The 19183-nt window shown below is 38.0% G+C and carries 21 protein-coding genes; 12 read left to right on the plus strand and 9 right to left on the minus strand.

What is annotated here, in order from left to right:
- Nucleotides 1-22 precede the first annotated feature (22 nt).
- The gene (locus B0G92_RS07630) at nucleotides 23-835 is read left to right on the plus strand and encodes a glycosyltransferase family 2 protein (RefSeq protein WP_056070093.1); all 813 of its coding nucleotides are present in this window, start codon (nucleotides 23-25) and stop codon (nucleotides 833-835) included.
- Here the strand turns inward: B0G92_RS07630 and B0G92_RS07635 are convergent.
- Both B0G92_RS07635 and B0G92_RS07640 read right to left on the minus strand, forming a co-directional pair.
- Nucleotides 832-1893: a glycosyltransferase family 9 protein gene (locus tag B0G92_RS07635; protein ID WP_101471663.1), complete on the minus strand. Its 1062-nt coding sequence runs from the start codon at nucleotides 1891-1893 to the stop codon at nucleotides 832-834. The genes B0G92_RS07630 and B0G92_RS07635 overlap by 4 nt on opposite strands.
- Nucleotides 1894-1982: 89 nt before the next feature.
- Nucleotides 1983-2798 (minus strand): 2,3,4,5-tetrahydropyridine-2,6-dicarboxylate N-succinyltransferase, encoded by an 816-nt coding sequence (locus B0G92_RS07640; protein WP_056070100.1) that lies wholly within the window; start codon nucleotides 2796-2798, stop codon nucleotides 1983-1985.
- 116 nt (nucleotides 2799-2914) lie between these two features.
- Between B0G92_RS07640 and B0G92_RS07645 the strand changes: the two genes are divergently transcribed.
- The 4 genes from B0G92_RS07645 to B0G92_RS07660 all read left to right on the plus strand — a co-directional run bounded on the left by B0G92_RS07645 (nucleotide 2915) and on the right by B0G92_RS07660 (nucleotide 6281).
- Nucleotides 2915-3652, plus strand: coding sequence for a class I SAM-dependent methyltransferase (locus tag B0G92_RS07645; RefSeq protein ID WP_101471664.1), 738 nt, complete (start codon nucleotides 2915-2917; stop codon nucleotides 3650-3652).
- Between the two features lie 22 nt (nucleotides 3653-3674).
- Entirely contained in the window at nucleotides 3675-4256 is a 582-nt protein-coding gene (locus B0G92_RS07650) for a hypothetical protein (RefSeq protein WP_101471665.1), read from the plus strand.
- Between the two features lies 1 nt (nucleotide 4257).
- Nucleotides 4258-4674, plus strand: coding sequence for a Holliday junction resolvase RuvX (gene ruvX / locus B0G92_RS07655; RefSeq protein ID WP_056070110.1), 417 nt, complete (start codon nucleotides 4258-4260; stop codon nucleotides 4672-4674).
- A 107-nt stretch (nucleotides 4675-4781) separates the two neighbouring features.
- The gene (locus B0G92_RS07660) at nucleotides 4782-6281 is read left to right on the plus strand and encodes a malate:quinone oxidoreductase (protein WP_101471666.1); all 1500 of its coding nucleotides are present in this window, start codon (nucleotides 4782-4784) and stop codon (nucleotides 6279-6281) included.
- 48 nt (nucleotides 6282-6329) lie between these two features.
- Here B0G92_RS07660 and B0G92_RS07665 read toward each other — a convergent pair whose 3' ends face one another.
- On the minus strand, nucleotides 6330-8552 hold the full coding sequence (locus B0G92_RS07665) for an FUSC family protein (protein WP_101471667.1): 2223 nt from the start codon (nucleotides 8550-8552) through the stop codon (nucleotides 6330-6332).
- A gap of 175 nt (nucleotides 8553-8727) precedes the next feature.
- On the opposite strand from B0G92_RS07665, the gene def reads away from it, so the two are divergent.
- Together def and B0G92_RS07675 are read left to right on the plus strand one after the other, a co-directional pair.
- On the plus strand, nucleotides 8728-9315 hold the full coding sequence (gene def / locus B0G92_RS07670; protein ID WP_056070119.1) for a peptide deformylase: 588 nt from the start codon (nucleotides 8728-8730) through the stop codon (nucleotides 9313-9315).
- Nucleotides 9316-9353: 38 nt separating this feature from the next.
- Nucleotides 9354-9788, plus strand: coding sequence for a DUF5606 family protein (locus B0G92_RS07675; RefSeq protein WP_056070122.1), 435 nt, complete (start codon nucleotides 9354-9356; stop codon nucleotides 9786-9788).
- Nucleotides 9789-9841: 53 nt separating this feature from the next.
- On the opposite strand, the gene B0G92_RS07680 is transcribed toward B0G92_RS07675, so the two are convergent.
- The 5 genes from B0G92_RS07680 to B0G92_RS07700 form a co-directional block, all read right to left on the minus strand.
- A complete protein-coding gene (locus B0G92_RS07680; protein ID WP_056070125.1) occupies nucleotides 9842-10390 on the minus strand; it encodes a PepSY-associated TM helix domain-containing protein in 549 nt (182 codons plus the stop codon).
- 85 nt (nucleotides 10391-10475) lie between these two features.
- Complete coding sequence (locus B0G92_RS07685; protein ID WP_056070127.1) at nucleotides 10476-10907, minus strand: VOC family protein; 432 nt, start codon at nucleotides 10905-10907, stop codon at nucleotides 10476-10478.
- 34 nt (nucleotides 10908-10941) lie between these two features.
- Nucleotides 10942-11457 carry a DUF6265 family protein gene (locus B0G92_RS07690; protein WP_101471668.1) on the minus strand — a complete coding sequence of 172 codons (516 nt, stop codon included), beginning with the start codon at nucleotides 11455-11457 and terminating at the stop codon, nucleotides 10942-10944.
- Nucleotides 11458-11528: 71 nt separating this feature from the next.
- Nucleotides 11529-12335 (minus strand): DUF6597 domain-containing transcriptional factor, encoded by an 807-nt coding sequence (locus B0G92_RS07695; RefSeq protein ID WP_101471669.1) that lies wholly within the window; start codon nucleotides 12333-12335, stop codon nucleotides 11529-11531.
- A 1-nt stretch (nucleotide 12336) separates the two neighbouring features.
- Entirely contained in the window at nucleotides 12337-12831 is a 495-nt protein-coding gene (locus tag B0G92_RS07700) for an SRPBCC family protein (protein WP_101471670.1), read from the minus strand.
- 355 nt (nucleotides 12832-13186) lie between these two features.
- Between B0G92_RS07700 and prfA the strand changes: the two genes are divergently transcribed.
- From prfA to B0G92_RS07720, 4 genes are read left to right on the plus strand one after another with little or no spacing between them, the layout of a single operon-like run.
- Nucleotides 13187-14263 (plus strand): peptide chain release factor 1, encoded by a 1077-nt coding sequence (prfA, locus tag B0G92_RS07705; RefSeq protein ID WP_056070137.1) that lies wholly within the window; start codon nucleotides 13187-13189, stop codon nucleotides 14261-14263.
- A gap of 55 nt (nucleotides 14264-14318) precedes the next feature.
- Complete coding sequence (pyrF, locus tag B0G92_RS07710; protein ID WP_101471671.1) at nucleotides 14319-15131, plus strand: orotidine-5'-phosphate decarboxylase; 813 nt, start codon at nucleotides 14319-14321, stop codon at nucleotides 15129-15131.
- Nucleotides 15132-15136: 5 nt separating this feature from the next.
- Nucleotides 15137-15526: a DoxX family protein gene (locus B0G92_RS07715; protein WP_101471672.1), complete on the plus strand. Its 390-nt coding sequence runs from the start codon at nucleotides 15137-15139 to the stop codon at nucleotides 15524-15526.
- 3 nt (nucleotides 15527-15529) lie between these two features.
- Nucleotides 15530-16336 (plus strand): ABC transporter substrate-binding protein, encoded by an 807-nt coding sequence (locus tag B0G92_RS07720; RefSeq protein WP_101471673.1) that lies wholly within the window; start codon nucleotides 15530-15532, stop codon nucleotides 16334-16336.
- 210 nt (nucleotides 16337-16546) lie between these two features.
- On the opposite strand, the gene B0G92_RS07725 is transcribed toward B0G92_RS07720, so the two are convergent.
- Entirely contained in the window at nucleotides 16547-17302 is a 756-nt protein-coding gene (locus B0G92_RS07725; RefSeq protein ID WP_101471674.1) for a DUF4197 domain-containing protein, read from the minus strand.
- Between the two features lie 167 nt (nucleotides 17303-17469).
- On the opposite strand from B0G92_RS07725, the gene B0G92_RS07730 reads away from it, so the two are divergent.
- Nucleotides 17470-18951, plus strand: coding sequence for a catalase (locus B0G92_RS07730; protein ID WP_101471675.1), 1482 nt, complete (start codon nucleotides 17470-17472; stop codon nucleotides 18949-18951).
- Nucleotides 18952-19183: the final 232 nt, after the last annotated feature.

Genomic DNA, 19183 nt, shown 5'->3' on the forward strand with positions numbered 1-19183 from the left:
TTTTTTTGCATTTAAATAGATTATGAAAGCATCCGTAATAATGAGTACCTATAATTCTGAAGAATGGCTTGAAAAAGTCATATGGGGATTTAGTGTGCAAACTGAACTCAACTTTGAAATTATTATTGCAGATGACGGGTCAAAACCTAAAACCAAAGAATTGCTGGATACTTTAAGACCGCAACTTTCAATGCCGTTAATTCATGTATGGCAGGAAGATAACGGTTTTCAAAAGTCACAAATACTCAATAAGGCAATTGTTGCTTCCAATACAGATTATCTTATTTTTACGGATGGCGATTGTATTCCGAGGAAAGATTTTGTGGAAACACATCTTCACTATCGTGAGAGGGGCTATTTTCTTTCCGGAGGCTATTTTATGCTTCCGATGAATATTTCACAGGCTATCACAAAAAATCATATCCTGCACCAGAATTGTTTTGATGTAAAATGGCTTGTTGGGCGAGGCCTTAAAAAGTCATTTAAAAACACAAAACTTTCTGCTACCGGTTTATGGGCAAAGTTCCTGAACTTTATTACGCCAACAAAAGCAACCTGGAACGGACACAATGCTTCCGGCTGGAAGGACGATTTGGTTGCTATCAATGGCTTTAACCAGGAAATGCAATATGGTGGACAGGATAGGGAACTGGGTGAAAGGCTTTTTAATAAAGGGCTAAAATCAAAACAGATTCGATACAGTGCCATCGTAGTTCATCTCGACCATGCAAGAGGCTACGTAAATGAAGCTACCTGGAAAAAGAATTTTGCTATTCGTGAAAATACCCGAAAAAATAAGGTTATCAGGACGCCAATCGGGATTGATTCCAATTAATTTTTTTCCAGATAACTGTTGAGTTCCGGCAGAATGAGTTCCGGAGTAAAAGACTCGTACAGTTTCATGGCCTGATTTCTCATTTCTTTTGCAGATTTTTTACCATATAATTCCGGTTTGAAATCTTTAAGATGAACAGAAGCATAATGTATGCCATCTTCAAACGAATTCCAGGCTTCCTTTTTTATCCATGTAGAAAATATTGTGAATGTAGGCTTGAATAGGGCCTTGGCCATATTTACGGCCCCGCCTTCGTTGCCAATCAGGGCATTGCAATGATAAGTAATCGATAAAAATTCCCGAATGCTTCCCGGAACAATGTTAATCTTAATGTTCTTTTGTGTTTCCGGCTGGCACAGTTCGAATATTTTTTTTGCCTGTTCCGCCTGTGATGGCATGTAGTTAAACAGAAGCGTAGCGTTGGTTTTGGCAACTATGGCATCAAGTAACTTTGCCATATAAAGAAAAGGATAGGTTTTATTATGACCACTACCCAAAACACCAATCATATAGATTTTTTTGGAAAAATCGATATTGTTTTGAATCAGGATATCTTTTCCTTTTTTAATTTCTTCTTCTGTCAGGAAAATTTTAGGGCGATTGTCAAGCGGAATACCAGAAGAAAAAGGCTGTAGCAACAGCATTCTGTTCTCAATAGCCAGACCGGCTGAAGTTTTTGGTTTTGAAAGTTCCTTAAACGTGTCCGTATATAAAAAGTTGGTATAGGACTTATGAAATCCGATTTTCTTCTTTGCGCCTGACATTCCTACAACAAGATTGCTTTCCAGCTTTCCGTAGGCATCAACAACAATATCGTATTTCTCTTTTCGGATAGAAACCAGAAAACGCAGGAGCATTTTTTTGCTTTTGCGAAATTCTTCCTTGAAAAGTACCAAATTATCAATATTGGGATTGTTTTCTACCACCGGCTTTGTGAAAGGATAAATCAGGTAGTCAATCTGTGCATCAGGATAAATAGTCCTTAAGTTGTTGCAAAGAATAGAACTGGCCAAAACATCGCCTATCATTTTCTGCTGGATTACAAGTATCTTTTTCATGAAAATTGTATGAATTACAAATTAATAATTAGGAATTACGAATTATGCCAGGCAGGTTGTTCGTAATTCCTAATTTCAATTCCTAATTATTATACGGCTACATCGTATTCTCTCAGTGCGTTGTTTAAAGAAGTTTTCAAATCGGTAGAAGGTTTTCTTTTTCCGATAATTAAAGCGCAAGGAACCTGAAATTCTCCTGCAGCAAATTTTTTAGTATAACTGCCCGGAATCACAACCGAACGTGCTGGCACGACACCTTTCATTTCTACAGGCTCATCACCGGTCACATCTATAATTTTTGTAGAAGCTGTCAGACAAACATTAGCGCCAAGAACTGCTTCTGTTTCAACGCGAACACCTTCAACTACAATACATCTCGAACCAATAAAAGCACCATCTTCAATGATTACAGGAGCAGCTTGTAATGGCTCTAAAACACCGCCAATTCCTACACCACCGCTCAAATGCACGTTCTTGCCAATCTGGGCACAACTACCTACGGTAGCCCAGGTATCGACCATCGTACCTTCATCTACATAAGCACCAATATTGACATAACTTGGCATTAAGATTACACCACTCGAAATATAAGCACCATGACGGGCTACAGCATTAGGAACAACACGAATTCCTTTTTCGGCATAGCCTTTTTTCAAAGGCATTTTGTCATGATATTCAAAGATTCCTGCTTCAAGGGTTTCCATTTTTTGAATAGGGAAGTACATTACAACTGCTTTCTTTACCCATTCATTAACTTGCCATCCACCGGCAATTGGTTCAGCTACGCGTAATTTTCCACTGTCTAGCAGTTCGATAACCTCGCGGATTGCTGTGGTTGTTTTTTCTTCCTGAAGCAGGGCTCTATTTTCCCATGCCTGCTCTATAATTGTCTGCAAAGTGCTCATAAAATTTGATTTTCAGCAAAGATATGTTTTTTTCGTTTTCAACCCTGCCAGAGTTTCAAACTCTGGCAGGTTGAATAAACGGATTTTACGTAAATTTGTAAGACACCCTATTTCCTATGAAAGATAATTTTTCAAATCAAGCTTCGGAGTATTCCAAGTTCAGGCCATCTTATCCGCCGGAACTTATTGAACATATCGTTTCGTTTACGGAATCGAGAGAAATGGCATTGGACGTGGCCACAGGCAATGGGCAGATTGCCCAAAAGCTATCTGAATATTTCCAGACCGTATATGCTACAGATATCAGCGAAAATCAATTGCAGCATGCCAAACAATTATTAAATGTAATTTACAAAAAACTTCCTGCGGAAAAGACTGATTTTCAAGACAAACAATTTGACCTGATTACAGTAGCCCAGGCGATCCATTGGTTTGATTTTGACCAATTTTATGCAGAAGTGTATCGTTTACTGAAACCCGACGGAATTTTTGCAATAATTGGTTATGGGCTTTTCCGTACTAATCCTGAGTCAGATAAGATACTTTCTGATTTTTATTACAATATTGTTGGCCCGTTTTGGGATGCTGAACGAAAATATCTGGATGAGAATTACCAAACGATTCCTTTTCCTTTTAAGGAATTGGAAACGCTCCATTTTCAAAATAAATTTACATGGACTTTCGAGCAGCTTGTAGGTTATCTGGAAACGTGGTCGGCAGTAGAACATTATAAAGCGCATAACAACGAAAATCCAATCGATTTGATTCGTAAAGAATTAGAACTTACGTGGAATAGAAGTGATAAAACGGTTGTTTTTCCGATGCTTTTGAGATTAGGAAAATTAAAAATGTAATTTTGGCAATCTAATTTGATTTATGAAAATATTAGTTCCGTTCCTATTGGTGTTTTTGATAATTTCTTGTAAGAAAGAAGAAAGCTTGTCTTATGAATCTATGGAAGACATTAATAAAAAGATAACCCAAAACAAGCCCTTTTTTGATTTTGATGAAGTAATACATTATCAGATTCCAATTGACGAGAATGAATATTATGATTTGATTTTAGCAGATACAATTTCTGAAAAAGGTAAAATATTTGAATTTTTATTAAGAGAGCCTTGCCCGGAAACTAAAGAAGAAAAAATAAAGTTCAAAGAAGCCATTAAATCTGTTGATAAAGTAGAAAATACTGCTATCAATCCTAAGTATTACGATGAGCTGAGAACGCAGATTTTTGCAGAAAAGAGATGTAACCAATTTTTTATTGCCGCTTGCGACCCTATTTACAGAGATATCTTTATTTTTAAAATGAATAAGGAAGAAACAGGAATGGCAAAGATTTGTTTTAAGTGTGGATTATATAGTTTTTCAAATAAATCTGCAATTGTAGACTGTTTTAATATGAATGGTGAATTAAGCAGGCTTAAGAAAATAATTTCAGAAAATAAGAAAAGTTAAAATGCCAAGAATACTAGCCATAGATTACGGACTAAAACGAACCGGAATTGCCGTTACAGACGAAATGCAGATTATTGCTTCCGGACTAACAACTATTCCTTCAGAAACAGCCATCACTTTTCTCAAAGATTACTTTGCTAAGGAAAAAGTAGAAAGAGTTTTGATAGGAGAACCCAAACAGATGGATTATACACCATCTGAAAGTGCAAAACTGATTGAAGCTTTTGTAGAAAAATTTAAAAATAATTTTCCAGACCTGCCATTTGAAAGGGTTGATGAGCGGTTTACATCAAAAATGGCGTTCCAGACCATGATTGATAGTGGGTTGAAAAAGAAACAACGTCAAAATAAAGCGCTGATAGATGAGATTTCGGCAACGATTATGCTTCAGGATTACTTATCCAGAAAAAAATTCTAGATTTTATTTTTATTTTATTAAAAAACCTGTTTGTAATTTAAAATAGATATAAATAACAAAGTTTTTTGTTTCTTTCAAAGTATCTTTGCACGACAAAAATTTTTGTGATGGCAACTACAACTTTAAGAACAGAAACGGATGTGGTTCTAATTGGCGCCGGAATCATGAGCGCTACTTTAGGTTTATTGCTTAAAGAACTGAATCCCAATATTAAAATTGAAATTTACGAGCGACTGGACATGGCTGCGGCCGAAAGTTCTGATGCATGGAATAATGCGGGAACAGGTCACTCTGCATTTTGCGAGCTCAATTATACTCCGGAGCTTGCAGGTGGAGAAATCGATACCAAAAAAGCTGTAAAGATTGCAGAATCTTTTGAAGTTTCGAAGCAGTTTTGGGCCTATCTGGTTGAAAAAAATCTTATCTCCAATCCTGAAAATTTTATCAAGAGTATCCCGCATATGAGTTTTGTTTGGGGTGAAGAAAATGTGGATTTCCTGAAGAAAAGATATGACGCGCTTCAGCAATACAGTCTTTTCAAGGGAATGGAATATTCAGAAGATAAAGATAAAATACGTTCGTGGATGCCATTGGTTATGGAAGGCAGGAATCCAAAATCAGTTATTGCGGCTACTTCAATGAAAATTGGTACCGATGTAAATTTTGGTGAACTCACCCGAAGTATTTTTAATTACCTTAAAACATTAGAAGGTGTTAGCATGAAGTTCCATCATGAAGTGAAAAGCCTGAAAAAAGGCGAAAATGGAAGATGGCAGATTAAGGTCAAAAATCTGGAGACAGGCGATAAAACCAAAATCAGTACACGTTTTGTTTTTATTGGAGCCGGAGGTGGTTCATTACCGTTACTTGAAAAAGCAGGTATTCCGGAAGGTGATGGTTTTGGAGGTTTTCCTGTAAGCGGTCAATGGTTGAAATGTGTCAATGAAGAAATAATCGCAAAACACAATGCCAAAGTTTATGGTAAGGCTTCTGTAGGTGCTCCGCCAATGTCAGTTCCGCATATCGATACCCGTATGATTGATGGTAAAAAAGCTTTATTGTTTGGGCCTTATGCAGGCTTTTCTACTAAATTCCTGAAAAATGGCTCGTATTTGGACTTGCCGCTTTCTATAAAACCGAATAACTTGATTCCGATGCTTTCAGCCGGATTCCATAACCTGCCTTTGACAAAGTATCTGATTGACCAGGTGCGTCAGTCGCCGGAAGACAGGCTTGAAGCCTTGAAAGAATACCTTCCGGACGCCAGGATGGAAGACTGGGTTTTAGAAACTGCAGGCCAACGCGTACAGGTTATCAAAAAAGGCGAGAATGGGGGAGGAGTATTGGAATTTGGAACAGAAGTCGTAACAGCGGGTGATGGTTCGTTAGCCGTTTTGCTAGGTGCGTCTCCGGGAGCTTCAACCGCAGTTTCGATTATGCTTGACCTGATTCAAAGATGTTTTTCTGAACACGAAAAAACAACAGAATGGCAGAAAAAGTTAAAAGAAATGGTTCCTTCGTATGGAATCTCATTAAACGATAATGAATCTCTGCTTCAGCAGGTAAGAGAACATTCTGCTAAAGTTTTGAAATTAGATACGTTGTAAATAAATAGAAATTATACAAATAAGCCTGAAGCAATTGTTTCAGGCTTTTTATTTGGTCTGATGCAGCAGTTTGGCCGCTTTGACAATACTTTCAGAAAGGTTGGTCAACCAAACCAGTTGTTCGATAACCAATTGGGCTTCCTGCATTTTAAGCTGGAATTCTTCATCTTCTGAAAGATGCGCTTCCTTTAATTCCTTGGCACGCATATTCTTTAATTCGGTAAAGCGCATGGCCAAATCTTCATTCGTTTCGGTTTGTGCCAATGTGCCGGAAAACTCCAAATCAGCAAATGTGATGGCATAATTCAGATTTTTGATTACCGTTTGGACAACTACATTGAAAGCTTCAGATGCTGTCGATGTTTTATGCGTCTGTATATAAGTTCCTAAAGAAGCCAATGAAGAAAGCAATGTGTGGTTTAAGACGGCAAGTTTGTAAACCTGCTGCACCTGTTTCTGTTTGGATTTGGGTTCCTGGGTCATACGTTGAAACGAGGCCATCAGGTTACCAACTTCAATGAAGGCATTTTTTCGCGCGATTCGGTATGAGGTTGTCACTTCTCCTTTGTTGTTGTAAAAAATAGAAATCTCGTTGAGATAATCACGATTGGCTTCAATGGATTTTTTAATATAAATAGGCTGGCTCATAAATTCCCATGATGGCCAGAAGAAATAATTGGCCAAAAAGGCAAGGCCTGCCCCTACCACAGTATCCAGAATACGGTATTGGATGACATCGTTAATATTTGGGGTAATGATTCCGTAAACAAAAACAACATAAATGGTTACAAAAGTAGCGCCTACTTTATAATTTATTGAGGTAAAGGTAAAACCTAAAATCATCGAAGTAATAGCTAAGGCACCAATGATAATGTGATTATGGATAAACAGCAGTAGGGCAAAAGCAATAAGTCCGCCGACCACGGTTCCGATAATCCTGTGGAACGAACGCTCTTTGGTCAATCCGTAGCCCGGACGCATGATAACTACTATAGTCAGCAATATCCAATATACATTTTGAAAAGGGAAAAGGCTTCCTAACAAAAACGCAAGCATAATTGTGGCCGTCAGACGTAACGAATGGCGAAATATGGTTGACGAAAAACTCAGGTTTTCACGGAATGTGCTCCACGGATAATATTGTGGAGTCAGTAATTTGTCAAGATTCTTATCTCTTCCTTTATAATCGTTAGTGTTGAAGTTTGGCATGAAGGCACGCTCCACAATCTTGATTTTTTCAATCTGCTTTTCCGCATAATGCAGCATGTTGGAAAGCATCCAAACGCCTTCGGAAGCTTTTTCCTTTCCCAATTCCTGTTCGTAGTCTGAAATTACTTTTTCGAGCGCTTCAAGGTCTTTTAGCAGCGAATGCTTCGGTACATATTTTTTTCGGTTCTCGAGGCTTTTAAAAATTGCTTTTAAAGTAGAAGCAAGGTTGTAGGCCAGGTGCTGATAGGTAGCCAGGACTTTTGGATGGTCTGCAAATTTTTGATGCAGTTTATTATGGTCAAATGAGGTCGATAGTGCCAATTCCAGAATTTCAAGCAGTGAAATAAAAACCAGGGTCATCTTTCGGGTCTGGTCTGAAGTACCGTTGGAATGGCTTCGGTTTCGTATTAAAATTTCCCTTAGGTTTTCATGGATTGTGTTTAATTCTACCTGAAGGTATAACTGCTTTTCGATAATTTTTTCGCGGGGTGAATCAATCTTCCATAAATCACCACGCAATTTCATATACTTTGAAGTCAGTCGCAAGCATTCGGCAACCTGAAGTTCGATATAGCGGTGCGGTCTGATGTAATTAAATGTCAGGGATATGAGAAGGTAAAACAGACCGCCAACAAACATTAGTCCTGAATATTGGAGCATTTCCCATCCATCGTGTATGTGACCAAAAGCAAGGCAGATAGATAAGAGGGCTGAAAATGAAACCTGAGTCGCACGTTGTCCATAAACCGAAATCATGGAGAAAAAGAAAATCATTGCCGCCATAGCCGGATACAATATCCAGGGCTGCGGATAGAGCAGGTTAACGACCAGATTGTTTCCCGCTACAATCAGGGCAGCAACGAGAATACCATTTATTCGGTGTTTTCTGTTGCTGGGAATATCGCTCGGATAGGTCAAAAAAGCACCTAAGGCAATATTGAAACCAATTTCAAAATTACCTGTATAAGAGAACAAAAGCACGGGAATAGCAGCGGCCAATGTCACTTTTAAGGCATTGGAAAAATTGGTACTATCGGTAAAATTTCGGACTTTCTGAATCATTGCGAAGCGGTTACTAGCAAAGATAGGAATTGATAAACATTTTCGGAATTAAAAAAATAAAGATTTAATGCTTTTGATGTTATTAAAAGATTACCGTCTATAATCTTTTTTCACTATTTTTGCCCTCTGATTTTGCAGAGATTCTGCTAATTCTTTATAATTCAATACGAAAGAAATGATTTTACCAATTATAGGATATGGCGATCCGGTTTTAAGAAAAGTAGGTGAGGAAGTGCCACAGGATTATCCTAACCTGAAGCAAGCGATTGCAGACATGTATGAGACGATGTATAATGCTTATGGAGTAGGTCTGGCAGCGCCTCAGGTAGGACTTAGCCTTCGACTATTTGTTATTGACACGGAACCGTTTAGTGATGATGAAGATTTAGAGGAAAAAGAGCGTGAAGAACTGAAAAACTTTAAAAGAACCTTCATCAACCCAAAAATGCTTAAGGAAGAAGGGGAAGAATGGGGATTTAATGAAGGATGCCTGAGTATTCCAGAAGTCCGTGAAGATGTGTACCGAAATGAAAGAATCACCATTGAATATTTTGATGAAGATTTCAATAAGAAAACGGAAGAATTTGACGGATTGATTGCAAGGGTAATTCAGCATGAATACGACCATATCGAAGGAATTTTATTCACAGATAAAATATCTTCACTAAAAAAACAGTTAATAAAGAAAAAACTTCAAAACATTATGGACGGAAAAACACGTCCGGATTATAAAATGAAGTTTGTTGCCAAAAAAGGCAGATAAGAAGAACAAATTAATTTCAATTATAAAATATCTTTAAAATGAATTTAGACAAAATATTGGCCATTTCTGGCAAGCCGGGCTTATACGCACTTAAACTTCAAACCCGCACCGGTTTTGTTGCCGAATCATTACTTGACGGAAAGAAAATTACGGTTGGTTTGAGAAGCAATGTCAGCCTGCTTTCAGAAATTTCTATTTATACAAATGAGCAGGAAAAACCGTTGGTTGAAGTAATGAGAGCTATTGCTGTAAAAGAAGATAACGGACCTGCCTTATCACATAAAGAAGACAATGCTAAATTGGCTGCTTATTTTCTTGAAATCTTACCGGACTATGATCAGGACAGAGTATATCCGTCAGATATCAAAAAAGTTTTGAACTGGTACAATATGCTTCAGGCAAAAGGCCTGGTTTCAAAAGAAGCTCCTGCACCAAAAGTTAAGGAAGAAGTAACAGAAGAAAATTCAAACTAATTCTTCATCAAAAAATAAAAAACCTCGTTTAGAAATAAACAAGGTTTTTTATTTTAGCTCAATAAGAAGAGAAACAACAGCGGAAACACAATGCCGGCTATAGCGAGTTTCCAGCCTCTTTTCTTAAAGGTAAATTTTCCATAAGGAATCATCAGGGCACCGGTAACCGCAATTACAATTAATGAAATACCAAAAATATCAGAATAATAAATCCACCATTCTGAAGTGTTTTTGTGGAGTTTCATAGCATGGCTGATGATTGGTGTTTTTTTGAAAGCGACAATTTCTCCTTTTCCTGTTTTCATATCAATCTCCACATCGTGGTTTTCAAATGAAATCTTCAAAGTTCCTTTTTTGATGGAATGGCGTCTGATTTTATCATCAATGCCGTGTTCTTTTCCTAAGGATTCAGCATATTTTTCGCTAATCAGTTCTTCTGGCGGTAGCTTTACTTCAATGTTTTTTGTTTCAACGGTATATTTTTCCGGATGCCAGCTATCTCTGTGGTTCATCAATATTCCGGAAAAGGCAAAAGAAATAATCAATCCAATGTAGAAATAGCCTAAATCACGGTGCAGGCCTCTTATTTTTTGTTGCTTCATGTTGTTTTTAAAAGATGGCGCAAATATAGTTCACTTTTTCCAGCACAGGGCAAAAAAAAGCCCCGTTTTGGCGGGGCTTAAGGTTTTATTTCTGCTCATAATCGTAATTCACCATCCAGAGGATACCGAATTTGTCAACAAACATTCCAAATAAAGCGCCCCAGAAAGTTTTTTCCAAAGGCATGGTTACTTTTCCGCCATTGGAAAGTCCGTCGAAAAGTTTTTTAGCTTCGTCTTCGCTTTCTGTATTGATGGAAACTGAAAAATTCGTTCCTGCAGTAACAGGCTGTTGTCCGAAAGCCTCACTCGTATCACTTCCCATGAGTATTGTTTCTTTGCTGATTGGCAATGAAACGTGCATAATCAAATCTTCTGTTCCGGCTGGAAGCGGTTGTTCAGAAGGCATATCTTTAAACTTTCCGATATATGTAAATTCTCCGCCAAATACGGATTTGTAAAATAGGAATGCTGCTTCACAGTTTCCATTAAAAGTAAGATAAGGATTTACTTGTGCCATATTAGATTGTTTTATTGTTTTTGTTTGTTCAAACTTACTGAACTTTTTTCATTGCAAATTGTTCCGATTTCGTTTTTCCGTCTTTCATTCCGGAAATTTCAGCTACGATGCTGTCTTTTGTAATTTGGTTGTAAGTAATCTTGTTTGGGTAATCGTGTTTCGGGTTCTCGAAAATAAGCTGCTTGTCAGAAGAGTTTGTCAGGGCAAATTCTACAGGCTTTTCATTATTTTGATTTCTTACTGATACTTCATAAATCAATTGATTTTCTTTTTGCCAAAGTTTTACGCTTTCTCCAAAAACGGTGTCCTTACCAATGACAAAATAGCTTTCTCCGTGAAAAGTAGAATCGTTTTCTTTGGTCCATATCTCAGAAAGATTGCCTTCTTTGGAATTGTTTTCCCAACGTCCTAAAAACCAATCGGCTTTTTTGATTTCGGCATAAGTTTTTGGAGTAGCTTCAACGGGAGGAAGCTTTGAATCATGGGCTTCTTTACAGGAAGTGATTCCTAAAGTTGCCAAAACAGCCAGTGCATAAATAGTTTTTTTCATAAGATTGATTTAGTTTACAGGAAACAAATATGAATGAATATCGATTGATAAAATTGTAAAAAAACGACTTTCTATTCTAAATTGAAATATTTTGCCATTTCAAGATTTTCCGAAAAGTATTTTTTCGGATTCAGGCCTGTAAAATATGTGAAGTCTTTTATGAAATGGGCCTGGTCGTAAAAACCGCCGTCATAGGCTACATTGGTAAAATTTCTAAAATCTTTATTTTCAATGAGCTGTAAGGCATGATTGAACCGTATGATTCTTGAAAATAATTTCAGGCTCAATCCAACGTTGGAAAGAAATTTACGTTCCAGATGGCGCTGCCCGGTTTTTAGATTAGCTGTCAGTTTTTCTATTGAAATCATTCCTTCGGACAGGATGATTTCATTGACACAACTTTCAATTGCATCCGTGTCGGTGGTATTTTTGAGATGGTTCTCAAGGAAATTTTCGATAACCCGAATGCGCTCTTCATTATTCTGGCAACAACTCATTTGTTCTTCCAAAGAACTGCTGTCTTCCCAGATTTTTGAGAGCTCCACAAAAATTCCGGTCAAATTGCTGACAGGAAAATCAATAAAAGGCTGTAATCCGGCGGGTTGAAACCGGATGCTGAAAATACCAACTTTGCCGATTCCCTGTACTTCAATGAATTTTTTTAACTGACCGTGTATAAAGTTTTTTGGTTGTGTTTCGGCTCCGTTTTTAGTGTAGGTGACAAAAAGGTCGCCATGATTAAAAATCATTTCAATACAGCCGTCAGGAAAAATACGTTCTCTTGAATGCGGTTCCAAATCATCAAGATTGTCGAGGCTCCAATAACAGCGGATGTATTTTGACAGCCTGTCATTTGGCGAAAAAACATGGTAGTTCATCTTAATTATTTACCATTGGATAAGTGTTTTCGTTTTTATTTCTCAAGTCCAGGCCACCTTCATATACTGATTTCAGATTAACCAGATAAAAACTCCAGCCTGTATGGCATCCCAGACGAATATTCCTTTTTGAATTTTCATCAGTCGGAATGTTTTTTTGTGTGAGTTCCACCAATACATAGCCGTCTTCTTGCATAAGTAGAATATCGACAAGACAATTTCCGGCAAAAGTAAACTGCAAATAATCAGTACCGTTGGCCTCGGTAATTTTTCCTTTTTCGACATCGTCATACAAAAACCATCGCCATTCATAGGTGGCATCTTTTTCGACGGCTGTTTTCGAATCGAGCTGTTTGCCATTTGGGTCAAAATAGGAAGCGTTGCTCAAAAACCATTTTTCAATTTCTGAAGATGTGGACCAGGCATTGTAAAGTGTTGAAAGGCTAGATTTTATTGCAATTTTTCTGGTGAATTTTGTCCAGTCGAAATTTTCCATACAAGAGTTTTTAAAGACTAAAGTAAGTAAAAAAAACTCAATTGTTTATCAGAAAACTTGCTTTGCGCCTTTGCGTGAAATAGTTGCTCGCAAAGGCGCAGAGCCGCAAAGTTTTTTAAGAACAAATTATTGACATTACCTGTGTGGTTTAGACTTCTAAAATCCACGTAATTGTTTAATATGTGATAATCCGCGACCTAAAACAAAAAATTACAATTGAAATGAACCGCGTGAAAACCGGCTTTTCTTTATCCGGTATAAACTTCCTGACAGACATAAAAACTCAATCTCAAGCCCGATGGAACGTAAACAATTTTTTTGTAAATTTGCACTCCAATTACATAAGGAAGAAAAGATGTTAGATAGATTGCAGATTGTAAAACAGCGTTTTGACGAGATTTCGGATTTGATTATCCAGCCGGATGTCATTGCCGACCAAAAGCGCTATATTCAATTAAACAAAGAATACAAAGACTTGAAAGCGCTTGTAGAAAAGCGTGACGAGTATGTAAATATAATGGGCAATATTGATGAGGCAAATGAAATTATTGCTGACGGTAGCGACCCGGAAATGACCGAAATGGCAAAAATGCAGTTGGATGAGGCCAAGCAGAGATTGCCGGAATTGGAGGAAGAAATCAAATTTTTGCTAATCCCGAAAGACCCGGAAGATGCGAAAAACGTAATGGTTGAAATCCGTGCCGGAACCGGTGGGGATGAAGCCAGTATTTTTGCAGGTGATTTGTTCCGAATGTATACCAAATATTGCGAAAGCAAAGGTTGGAGAACGTCGGTTGTGGATATGAACGAAGGAACTTCCGGAGGTTTCAAAGAAATTATTTTTGAGGTTACCGGTGAAGATGTTTACGGAACTTTAAAATTTGAAGCAGGTGTACACCGTGTACAGCGTGTGCCGCAGACCGAAACTCAGGGACGTGTGCATACTTCTGCAGCAACTGTAATGGTTTTGCCAGAAGCGGAAGAATTTGACGTTCAGATTGACATGAATGACGTTCGTATTGACTTTTTCTGTTCGTCAGGACCTGGTGGACAGTCGGTAAACACGACAAAATCTGCTGTTCGTTTGACGCACATTCCAACAGGATTGGTAGCCCAGTGTCAGGATGAAAAGTCACAGCATAAGAATAAGGATAAAGCATTTACCGTTTTGCGTTCCCGTTTGTATGAGCAGGAATTGGCTAAAAAACAGGAAGAAGATGCTCAAAAACGTAGCTCTCAGGTAAGTTCAGGAGACCGTTCTGCAAAAATCCGTACGTATAACTATGCCCAGGGACGTGTAACCGACCACAGAATTGGATTGACGTTATACGATTTAGGAAACATCATGAACGGAGATATCCATAAGATTGTTGACGAGCTTCAGCTGGTTAGCAATACAGAAAAATTAAAAGAAGCCAGCGAAGTATTCTAAAAATAAACAAGCCTCATTATTGGGGCTTTTTTTATAAGACCAACTACACAACACCATGACAACACAACAACTAACCGAACAAATCCACCAAAAAAAATCCTTCCTTTGCATTGGATTGGATGTTGATTTGAATAAAATTCCCCAACATCTGCTCAATACGGAAGACCCGATTTTTGAATTCAATAAGGCTATTATCGATGCTACTCATGATCTGGCTGTGGCCTATAAGCCTAATACAGCTTTTTATGAAGCTTATGGAATCAAAGGATGGATTTCACTCGAAAAGACAATCCATTATATCAACGAGAAACATCCGGAAATTTTTACAATAGCCGATGCCAAGCGTGGTGATATTGGGAATACTTCTTCTATGTATGCCAAGGCTTTTTTAGAAGACCTGGCTTTTGATTCGGTTACAGTGGCACCTTATATGGGCAAAGATTCTGTTGAACCATTTCTGGCTGTGAAAGATAAGTTTACAATACTTTTGGCGCTGACTTCCAATGAGGGTGCTTTCGACTTCCAGACAAAATCAGTTGATGGGAAAGAGCTTTACAAGCAGGTTATCGAAACGTCAAAACAGTGGAAAAATTCCGAAAACCTGATGTATGTTGTTGGAGCTACCAAAGCAGAATATTTTACCGAAATACGAAAAATAATCCCGACAAGCTTTTTGCTGGTTCCGGGAGTAGGTGCCCAGGGCGGAAGCCTTTCGGAAGTCTGCAAATACGGAATGTCTGAAAATGTTGGATTGCTCATCAATTCGTCAAGAGGAATCATTTATGCTTCACAACAGCAGGATTTTTCAGAAAAGGCCAGGGAAGAGGCCCTTAAAATGCAACAGGAAATGGAACAAATTCTAAAATAGTTGCTATGGACAGGACTTTTATTCTTCGCTTTGCAGTCGCCTTTATCCTCATTATGCATAGTGTGCCTGGAATGTTCAATAATGGTATCCATGAGTTTGGAACCTTATATCTGAATACGGTCGGATTTGCTCCTTATGGAGTTTTACTGGCCTGGTTGATTAAGCTGTCACACGTAGTTGCGGCGGTATTGCTTTTGCTGAATAAATATATCAAGATTGCTTCTATCGTTACTATCTTCGTTTTGATTATGGGCATTATCATGGTTCATTATCCGGAAGGTTGGTTTGTGGTTGGTGGCGGAAGAAACGGCGTTGAATTTAACTTCCTTCTTATTTTTGTGCTTTTGGCAATTATGTTCCCGGAAGGAATAAATAGTAAACTTTCAAAAAAATAACCATTGAAAACGTACAGCGACCAATTGGGCAATTCGCATACTTTTGAATCGGTTCCCAAAAGAATAATTTCCCTCGTACCATCACAAACAGAGTTGCTGTTTGATTTGGGACTGGAAGAAAATCTTGTGGGAATTACCAAATTTTGCATTCATCCTTACCATCTGAAATCAACCAAAAAGATTATCGGAGGAACCAAAAAGGTGCATTATGAAAAGATAAAGCTGTTACAGCCCGATATTATTATCGCCAACAAAGAAGAAAATACGGAGGAAATTGTAGAAGAATTGCGTAAAATCTGTCCGGTTTGGGTCACCAATATCCTTACTATTGAGGACAGTCTGCAGATGATTTCAGATTTTGGACAATTATTTAATAAGCGGACGGAAGCTCAGAAGTGGATTGACAAAATACAATTTGCCTTAACCGATTTTCAAAATTTTATCAAAGACAAAGAAGAGCAAAAAGTAGCCTATTTTATTTGGGCCAATCCTTATATGGTAGCGGGAGGCGATAATTTTATCAATGAAATGCTAAAGCTGAACAAGTTTGTCAATATTTATGATAATCATCCAAAATACGAAGGCAGGTATCCTGAAATTGTGATTCAAAAAATGAGAATACAAGGTGATCCGGATTTGATTTTGCTATCCTCAGAACCTTTTCCTTTCAAAGATGAGCATGCTTTTGAATTGGGACGTTTTACACATCATGCCAAGACTGTTTTTGTTGACGGCGAAATGTTTTCCTGGTACGGAAGCCGAATGGCAAAAGCCTTTGATTATTTTAAAAAGCTGCATTCTAATTTATAATCTATTATTAGAAACTATAACTGTCAGCTGATATAATAAAAAAGCCAGTGTTCCTAAAAACACTGGCATTTTTTTTCTAACTAACCCTAACCAAATGAGAAAACCATTAATCTCTCTGCAAATGTCCAACTTTTTTTGGAGCGTATGTGTTAAGGCAATGTTATTTATATGTTATTGATTACTAATTTTTTAAGGGTCTGTTTGTTCCTCTTAATCCTGCATGGCAAACACCTTTTTTAGTAGTGGAGAAGTACGGGCTCCAATATCGGTACGAATTTTTTTCTCCTCCACAGAAATCATCTTGAACACACCTTCCATAGCTTTATCAGTCACATAGTCGTTAAGGTCAGGATTCACTTTTGTGACCAAAGGAATCGTATTGTATTTTTTAATGATACCTTCCCATACCTTATCAGCACCTACATTGCTCAATGATGTTTTTACAACAGGATTGAATTTTGTGTAGAGTTCAGTAGAAGTTGCACCTTGTAGATAAGTTGTTGCGGCATCTTCATTGCCTAAAAGAATGTTTTTTGCATCGGCAAACTTCATGTTTTTAATGGCACTTACAAAAATAGGAGTTGCTTCTTTTACGGCATCTTCAGCCGCACGATTCAATACTTTAATTCCTTCGTCAGCCAGGCTTGACAATCCCATAGAACGTAAAGTCTTGTCCACTTTCTGTAATTCTTCCGGGAAGAGAATTTTTACGGCTTCATTTTTATAAAACCCGTCCACAGCTGTCAGTTTGGTTACCTGTTCCGAAATTCCTTTTTGCAGGGCTTCTTTCAAGCCCGCACTGATGTCGGTTGTACCTAACAAACTGCCGGTTTTTTTAGAACTTGTTTTAGTTTGTGTTTTTTCTGTTTTCGATTGTACCTTTTCGGTTGCCTTTTTGATAAATCCATCCAATTGTGCAAAGCAGGTTGCAGGTACTAAAAACGCCACTAGTAATAATCTTTTCATGAGAGTAAAGTTTTTCGATTCAAAGATAATCAAACATCATACCGTTTAATAATATAGTTAAAAATTATTAAAATATAAAAACAATCAATTTTGTTTATCGAAAAGGATTGTTTAAATTTGAGGAAAACAAACTGATAATTAGGTACTAACAACAAATAATAAAAATTATGAAAGAACACAACAAACTCACCACAGCCTCAGGAAAGCCTTATGCCGAAAATGAAGATTCGCAATCAGTAGGACCTAGAGGACCGCTTTTGCTTCAGGATTTTATCCTGCATGAAAAAATGGCACACTTTAACCGCGAACGTATTCCGGAAAGGGTAGTACACGCAAAAGGATCGGCAGCTTTCGGAACTTTTACTGTAACACACGATATTACGAAATATACCAAGGCAAAAATCTTTTCACATATAGGAAAAGAAACAAAACTTCTGCTCCGTTTTTCTACGGTTGGAGGTGAAAGAGGTTCGGCAGATACGGAAAGAGATCCAAGAGGATTTGCGTTGAAATTTTATACCGAAGATGGAAATTGGGATTTGGTAGGAAACAATACGCCTGTATTTTTTATCAAAGACCCGAAAAAATTCGGAGACTTTATCCATACCCAAAAACGTGATCCTTATACTAACTTGAAGTCGCCTACCATGATGTGGGATTTCTGGTCGTTGAATCCGGAAAGTTTGCATCAGGTTGCGATATTAATGTCTGACAGAGGAACTCCATACGGTTACCGCCATATGCATGGATTTGGAAGCCATACTTTTTCTTTTATCAATAAGGATAACGAACGATTCTATGTAAAGTTCCATATGCTTACCAAACAGGGTATTAAAAATTTTACGGATGCCGAAGCAGCAGAGATGAAGTCAAAAGACATGGATTTTGCTCAGAGAGACCTGGTTGAAAATATTGACAAGGGCAACTTTCCGCGTTGGGACATGAAAATTCAGGTGATGACCGAAGCAGAGTCAAGAACTTACCATATTAATCCGTTCGACCTTACAAAAGTCTGGCCTCATGCCGATTATCCGCTAATTGACGTAGGTGTTATCGAACTTAACAAAAATCCCGAAAACTATTTTCAGGATGTAGAACAGGCCGCCTTCGCTCCGGCGCACGTCGTGGACGGAATAGGATATTCGCCAGATAAGATGTTGCAGGGAAGATTGCTTTCCTATCCGGATGCGCATCGTTACAGATTGGGTGCCAATTATGAGCAAATTCCGGTAAACAGATGTCCGTTTGCTACAAACAATTATCAAAGAGATGGACAGATGCGTATTGATGGAAACGGAGGCAGCGCTCCAAATTATTTCCCAAACAGTTTTGACAACATTGTTGTTGATCAATCGTATAAAGAACCTGCATGGGCATTGGAAAGCAATGTAGCGGGATGGTATGACCGCAATGCCGAAGGTGAAAACGACCATTACACACAGCCGGGTAATCTTTTCCGCTTATTGGAACCGGAACAGCAAAAGAATCTGATTAGCAATGTAGTGGGGGCGATGTCAGGCATTGAAGGGCCAAAAAGAATGGAAATCATCAACCGCCAGCTTTGCCATTGGTTCCGGGCCGATCCGCGATTAGGAATGGGAATTGCACAAGGTTTGGGAGTTGAAGCCGATCCGGCCATGATGAAATAAGAATCCTAATAAACAGGATTTTACAGATAAGTCAATATTTTAGAGTTTTGACCCCCTGGGCCCTTTCGGTAATTTTCTACCGAAAGGGCTTTCTTTTTTTTTAACGTTTCCGCACCCTGGCAGGGTTTTAAATCCTGCCAGGGTGCGGAAACGTTGTTCAGTTAAAATACTTAATAAACACTTCGAAATTTTTAGGAATTTCGTAAATTGCCGACCTTAAAAAGACATATAT

The organism is Flavobacterium lindanitolerans, assembly GCF_002846575.1.
In the GTDB taxonomy this organism is placed as follows: domain Bacteria; phylum Bacteroidota; class Bacteroidia; order Flavobacteriales; family Flavobacteriaceae; genus Flavobacterium; species Flavobacterium lindanitolerans.